General features: G+C 59.7%; 7 protein-coding genes. 3 read left to right on the top strand and 4 right to left on the bottom strand.

The window, feature by feature from the left end; all coding sequences use genetic code 11:
- Positions 1 to 192: Rho termination factor N-terminal domain-containing protein (locus G113_RS18135; RefSeq protein WP_040319370.1), on the bottom strand; the 192-nt coding region annotated here is incomplete at its 3' end.
- Positions 193 to 399: 207 nt separating this feature from the next.
- Entirely contained in the window at positions 400 to 726 is a 327-nt protein-coding gene (gene trxA / locus G113_RS18130; protein ID WP_005908277.1) for a thioredoxin TrxA, read from the bottom strand.
- 114 nt (positions 727 to 840) lie between these two features.
- On the opposite strand from trxA, the gene rhlB reads away from it, so the two are divergent.
- From rhlB to G113_RS18115, 3 genes are read left to right on the top strand one after another with little or no spacing between them, the layout of a single operon-like run.
- Positions 841 to 2,130, top strand: coding sequence for an ATP-dependent RNA helicase RhlB (gene rhlB / locus G113_RS18125; protein WP_005908276.1), 1,290 nt, complete (start codon positions 841 to 843; stop codon positions 2,128 to 2,130).
- 11 nt (positions 2,131 to 2,141) lie between these two features.
- The gene (gene gppA, locus G113_RS18120; RefSeq protein ID WP_005908275.1) at positions 2,142 to 3,632 is read left to right on the top strand and encodes a guanosine-5'-triphosphate,3'-diphosphate diphosphatase; all 1,491 of its coding nucleotides are present in this window, start codon (positions 2,142 to 2,144) and stop codon (positions 3,630 to 3,632) included.
- Positions 3,633 to 3,666: 34 nt separating this feature from the next.
- Positions 3,667 to 3,924: a Rho-binding antiterminator gene (locus G113_RS18115; RefSeq protein WP_005908274.1), complete on the top strand. Its 258-nt coding sequence runs from the start codon at positions 3,667 to 3,669 to the stop codon at positions 3,922 to 3,924.
- A gap of 89 nt (positions 3,925 to 4,013) precedes the next feature.
- Here the strand turns inward: G113_RS18115 and G113_RS18110 are convergent, their stop codons facing one another.
- Positions 4,014 to 4,784, bottom strand: coding sequence for a class I SAM-dependent methyltransferase (locus G113_RS18110; RefSeq protein ID WP_005908272.1), 771 nt, complete (start codon positions 4,782 to 4,784; stop codon positions 4,014 to 4,016).
- Between the two features lie 51 nt (positions 4,785 to 4,835).
- The coding region (locus G113_RS18105) for a putative bifunctional diguanylate cyclase/phosphodiesterase (RefSeq protein ID WP_040319369.1) at positions 4,836 to 6,756 on the bottom strand (1,921 nt) is incomplete at its 5' end.

Here is a 6,756-nt window from a genome sequence, read left to right as displayed (position 1 = left end):
GAAGCCAAAGCCATCGGTCAGGATTTCCAGCACACCGTCACCAAAGATATCCTCACCACCCTTGGCGTGTGCCTTGAGGATCGCGAAGATAATATCTTTTTTGTGGGCCCGAGCCAGATTTTCCAACCCCATGGTTTCGCCGAGCTTGACCAGCTCAGACACAGGAGTGTTCTTTAATTCAGTCAGATTCATAGTGGTGAAAGTCTGTAAGCAAGGATTGAATGGGGACGAGACAGTCTGCTGGATTGATGCCGATAGGATGGATTCGCCAGACTGTTGTTAAGCAAAGCGTCAGACAAAACGGTTAGCAAACGAGCGTTAAATTAGCACCAATCGGGGTGAGCGTCTAGGTCATAAAACACAAGGAGCGCATTATTGCAATGCGCTCCTTCTTGATAATTACAGATTGCCGTCCAGGAACTCTTTGAGTTGGGTCTTGGACAGGGCGCCGACCTTGGTGGCAGCCACTGCGCCGTCTTTGAACAGCAGCAGGGTGGGGATACCACGGATGCCGTACTTGGGGGCGGTTTCGGCGTTGTGGTCGATGTTCAGTTTGGCCACTGTCACACGACCTTCATACTCTTGGGAGATTTCGTCCAGGATAGGGGCAATCATTTTGCAAGGACCGCACCATTCTGCCCAGAAATCGACCAGAACAGGGCCATTGGCTTTGATTACATCTGCCTCGAAGCTGGCATCGCTCAGCTGAACAATCTTGTCACTCATCTCCAACTCCAGTCAGTAAATAAGGCCTTAATTGAGACGTCAACAAAGGCAATAGTTGCCCTATTTGAAATGATCCTGTTTATTATTGCAAGCCTAACCTGATAACCTACCGCCATGAGCAAAACACACTTAACGACCGATAAATTCGCCCAAATGGGCCTCGAACCCGAAGTTCTGGCTGGTCTGGAATCAAAGGGATTTCACTATTGCACCCCCATCCAGGCACTGTCTCTGCCCCTGCTGGTCGAAGGTCATGACCTCGCCGGCCAGGCCCAGACGGGTACCGGCAAGACCCTTGCCTTCCTGGCTGCAACCTTCAACTATCTGTTGACCCACCCGCTGACCAAGCCACGCCTGGTCAACCAGCCTCGCGCCATTATAATGGCACCAACCCGCGAGCTGGCGGTGCAGATTTACAACGATGCCGAGAGCATGTCTGCCTCGACCGGGCTCAAGCTCGGCCTCGCCTACGGTGGTGAAGGCTACGACAAACAGCTGGCCGTGCTGGAACAGGGTGTCGACATCCTGATCGGTACCACGGGTCGCATCATCGACTACTTCAAGTCCAAGGTCATCGATCTCGGCTGCATCCAGGTTGTGGTGCTGGACGAAGCGGATCGCATGTTCGATCTCGGCTTCATCAAGGACATTCGCTTCCTGTTCCGCCGCATGCCAGATGCCACCGAGCGTCTGAACATGCTGTTCTCCGCCACCCTCTCCCTGCGGGTACAAGAGCTGGCCTACGAACACATGAACCACCCGGAACATGTGCAGATCGAGCCGGAGCAGATGACGGGCATCCGCATCAAGGAGGAGCTGTTCTACCCCTCCAACGAAGACAAGATGCTATTGCTGCTCTCCCTGATGGAAGAGGAGTGGCCGGATAAAGCCATCGTCTTCGCCAACACCAAACATGTCTGCGAAGACGTGCAAGCCTGGTTGGAAAACGACGGTCATCGCGCCGGTCTGCTGACGGGCGACGTGCCCCAGAAGAAGCGGATGAAGATCCTGGAAGATTTCACTCAGGGTAAGCTCGACATCCTGGTCGCCACCGACGTGGCCGCCCGTGGTCTGCATATCCCGGACGTGACCCACGTCTTCAACTACGACCTGCCCGACGATGCCGAAGATTATGTGCACCGTATCGGTCGTACCGGCCGCGCCGGCAAGAGCGGTCACTCCATCAGCCTAGCCTGTGAAGACTATGCCTTCAACCTGCCGGCCATCGAGGAGTACATCCATCATGCCATTCCGGTCAGCAAATATGACCGAGATGCGCTGCTGGATGATGCAACCGCACCGAAACGGATCCACCGCAACCGCCAGCCGGTGAACCGCAACATGCGTGATCGCCAGGGTGGTAGCAACAGCAACAACCGCCGTCGCCCACCTCGCAAGAGCTAAGGGCAACCAAGTTGCACAACTCGCCGCTCTATGCCGCCATCGACCTCGGCTCCAACAGCTTTCACATGCTGGTGGTGCGCGAGGTCGCTGGCGCGCTGCGTACCGTCACCAAGGTCAAGCGTAAGGTGCGCCTCGCCGCCGGTCTCGATCCGGAATTTCGCTTAAGCCAGGCCGCCATGGCCCGTGGTTGGGACTGCCTGCGCCTGTTCGCCGAACAGTTGCAGGATATTCCCCCCGACAACATCCGGGTGGTAGGCACGGCGACCCTGCGTCTGGCAACCAACGTCGATGAGTTCCTGAGCGAGGCCGAACGCGTCCTCAATCACAATATCGAGGTCATCTCCGGCGAGGAGGAGGCCAAAACCATCTACGAAGGGGTCTCCTGGACCTCGGCGGGAGAAGGCAATCGATTGGTGATAGACATCGGCGGCGCCAGCACGGAGCTGGTGATCGGCGAACACAGCGAGGCGAAACTGCTCAACAGCCTGCACATGGGTTGCGTCACCTGGCTCAATAATCACTTCGGTGATGGCGAGCTGAGCGAGGCCCGCTTCAACCAGGCCATTGCCGCCGCCAAGGCGGTGCTGGAGAAGGTGGCGGAAGATTATCGCGCACTCGGTTGGCGCACCTGTGTCGGCGCCTCGGGCACTGTCCAGGCGCTGCAAGAGATCATGCTGGCTCAAGGCAAGAGTGAGCGGGTTACCCTGCCCAAGCTGCAAGAGTTGATGGGTCAAGCCATCAGCTGTGGCCGGCTCGACAAGCTGCAACTGGAGGGACTGGCAGCCGAACGGCTGACTGTGTTCCCCTCGGGTCTGGCCATCCTGATCGCCATCTTCGAGGTGCTTGGCATCGAGAGCATGACGCTGGCGGGTGGCGCCTTGCGCGAGGGGCTCATCTACGGGCTGCTTGGCAACAATCATGACTGTGATGCCAGAGATCGCACCGCAGACAGCCTGATCAGCCGCTACCAGCTCGACCGGGAACATGCCGAACGAGTCAGGGATACGGCAGTCGAGGCATTCAACCAGCTGCAACCTGCCTGGCGTCTCTCCAAGCGCTATGGTCGCCCCATACTGCGCTACGCTGCCCTGCTGCACGAAATCGGCCTCTGCATCGAGTACAAGAAGGCGCCGCAACACGCGGCCTACATCATCGACAACATCGACATGCCGGGGTTTACCCCTGCGCAGAAAAAGCTGTTGTCGGCCCTGCTGCTCAATCAGCGGGATGAATTCAAGCAGGAGCCACTGGACCGTCAGGGGGCCGTCACCGCCCGCCAGGCCACTCGCCTTGCCCGCATACTGCGCATCGCGCTGATCCTCTGCATGCGCCGCACCCAGGGCACTGTGCCCAGCTTCAGCCTGCAGGCCGAGGAGGAGTCGCTGACCCTGACCCTGCCCAAGGGGTGGATGGATGAGCACTACCTGCGCGCCAGCGAGCTGCGGCTCGAGGTGGATCGTCAGCAGAAGCTCGGCTGGCCAACCCAGCTGCTGGAAGCCTGACTCTGCCCCACTCTCCCATCAAGGAGCGCACACCGTGACAGAGTACCAGCCCATCAGCTGTGACCTCTACGACTGGCTCGAGATTGCCGCCCGCTGGCAACTGCCGGTGACCCTCACCAGCCGGGATGGTCGCCAGTGGGCAGACATGATCAGCACCATAGAGGCCAGGGAAGGTGTCGAATATCTGGTGCTGAAGGGTGGCGTGCGGCTCAGCTTGGCTGATCTGGCCAGTCTCGATCTGGAATGGCAGGGAGAGGTGCGCCATATCCATTTCAGGGCCCAGACCGACTGATGTGGACCAGCCTTCAGCTTGAACGAAGAGAGGGCCAGCGATCGCTGGCCCTCTCTTTTTGTCACCGGAGTAAGGGTTGATTGCTGCGGTTAGTCGTGTTCAGTCTGGGCTAGCGCCGCCATCACATAGACGTCAAAGCGGTTGCTCTTGGTCTCTATGGCCATGCTGGGCTTGTGCTCGTTGAGCCAGCCCGCATAGGATGGCCGCTTCACCACCACCCGCCGCTGCGCCATCTTGAGCGCCGCAGGCAACAGAACATCCGCATCCAGATCCGGACCCACTAGGGACTGGAACACCCGCATCTCTTTCTTCACCAGCGCCGACTTTTGCTTGTGGGGGAACATGGGGTCGAGGTAGACCACCTCGGGGCGCTCGGACAGTGCCAGCAACTGCTCGGCCGCTGGCCCCTGGATCAGCTGCATCCGCTCGCTCACCCAAGGGCCTATATAGGGATCTTGCGCCGCCCGCACCAAGCCGTCCGCCAGCAAGGCTGCCACCACAGGGCTGCGCTCTATCATGGTCACCTTGCAGCCCAGCGACGCCAGCACGAAGGCGTCGCGCCCCAAGCCAGCGGTCGCATCGACCACAGTCGGATTCGCACCCGCCTTGAGCCCAACGGCCTTGGCGATGGATTGACCCCGGCCGCCGCCAAATTTTCGTCTGTGGGCTACGGCCCCCTCCACGAAGTCGACAAAGACGGCCCCCAGCTTCTCTTCATCCAGTTTGCGCAGTTCCAGTCTGGTCTCGGTGAGCACCAGGGCGAAGGGAGCGGCAAAGCTGACCCCGGTCAGCCGTTGATGCAGGTCATGGAGCTCGCCATCGCGGGCGGGGGCTTCACAGGAAACCAGGATAGGGTACATGGGGGGACTCACGGCAACGGACATGGCGGCCATGATAGCAGAAGCGGCAACTCAGCTCACGATGGGCAGACTCATGCCGTTTCGATTCAGTTCCAGATAATTCACCAGATCATCGAAGGCCAGCGGCCTGCTGAGCAGATAGCCCTGAGTAAAGGCACAACCCTTGTGGCAGAGGAAGTTGAGCTGCTCCCGGGTCTCCACCCCCTCGATCACCACTTGCATGCCGAGGTTGTGCACTATGTTGATGATGCCATCGAGCAACAAGCTGTCTTGCTCGTTGAAGGGAATGTGGCGCACGAAGCTGCGATCTATCTTGACCAGATCCACCGGGAAAGTACGCAGATAGGTGAGTGCCGAATAGCCAGTGCCGAAGTCGTCGATGGCCAGCTTGCAACCGGCCTGGCGCAGGGCCTCGATGCGGATCCTGTGCTGATCGCTGCTCTCCATCAACAGAGATTCGGTGATCTCGATGATGATGTCGCTCGGGTTCAGCTCGAAGTGCTCTATCACCCTCAGCCATTCGGAGGCCTGGGGATCTATAGTCTGGAACTCCAGAGTTGAGCGATTGATGGACATCTGCAACTCGGGGAAACCCGAGCTCTGCAAACGGGCCAGATCGCGGCAGGACTGCCACAGCACCAAGGCCCCCAGACTCTGAATGAGACCCGCCTCTTCTGCCAGCGGAATGAAGTCAGCCGGTGATACCTGGCCCCATTGCGGGTGATACCAGCGCACCAGGGCCTCCAGCTTGGCGACCCGACCACTGCGGTTGTCCCAGATTGGCTGATAGGCCATGGTCAGCTGCTCCTGCTTGATGGCCTCCGCCAGATCCTGCTGCATCTGGTGGCGCTGGCGCACCTCTTCACGCATGGAGGCGCAGTAGCTGTCGAGGGGCCGCCCCAGCCGCTTGGCGGCAAAGAGTGCCTGCTCGGCATTGCGCAGCAGCTCGTCGCTCTCGCTGCCATCGCTCGGGCAGAGAGTGACCCCTATGGTGGCGGTCACATAGAGTTGCTGATTGGCCAGCATGAAGGGGCGGGCAAAACTGCCCTGCACCTGTTTGGCAAAGACTTCCGCCTGGCGGCGGCTGACGATGCCAGGCACCAGGAAGGCGAACTCGTCCCCCCCGATACGGGCCACCAGATCCTCGGTGCGTACCCGGCTCACCAGTCGATCGGAGACCTCCCGCAGCAGGGCATCCCCCACATGGTGATCCATGCTGTTGTTGACGGCCTTGAAGTTGTTGAGATCCAATACCATGAGCGCGAAGCGCTCGCCCCGCTCGCAGAAGCGGGTCAGGCTGCGGCTGAACAGCCAGCGATTCGGCAGACCGGTGAGGTTGTCGTAGTTGGCTTGGGTAGCAATCTTCTGCTCGGCGAGCTTGGTCTGGGAAATATCGCTGAAAATGGCGATATATTGGGTAATTTTGCCCCCTTCGCGCAGGGCGCTGATCATCAGCTGCTGGGGATATAGCTTGCCATTCTTGCGCTTGTTCCACACCTCGCCACGCCAGATGCCGACCCGTGACAGGGTATGGTACATGTCGGCGTAGAAGGCCTCGTCATGCAGACCCGACTTGAGCAAGCTGGGGCGCTGACCACAGGCCTCCTCGCTGAGATAGCCGGTGATCCGCTCGAAGGCCGGGTTGACCGAGATGATGCGACTCTCGGCATCGCACACCAGTATGGCTTCGGAGAGATTGTCATAGACCCGGTGGGAGAGCTTGAGCTGCTCGGCATGACGGCGGGCGTCATCTATGTTCTCCAGCAGCAGCATCAGATGCTCCGGCTCTTGGCGATCGTTGCGTACCAGGGTCAGGGTGACCCGCCCCCAGAGGTCATGGCCCTGCTTATGGCGGTAGCGCTTCTCCAGGGTGACGGCACTGCGTTCCCCACGCACCAGCTCGCCGTAGCTGGCCAGGCTGCGCAACCAGTCCTCCGGGTGGTGAAGCTCGGCGGCCGTCCTGTGCAGCAGC

Origin of the sequence: Aeromonas molluscorum 848 (assembly GCF_000388115.1) — a bacterium.
GTDB lineage: Bacteria > Pseudomonadota > Gammaproteobacteria > Enterobacterales > Aeromonadaceae > Aeromonas > Aeromonas molluscorum.
The sequence above is the reverse complement of the archived record's forward strand: the minus strand, read 5'-3'. Positions and strand labels throughout refer to the sequence as shown.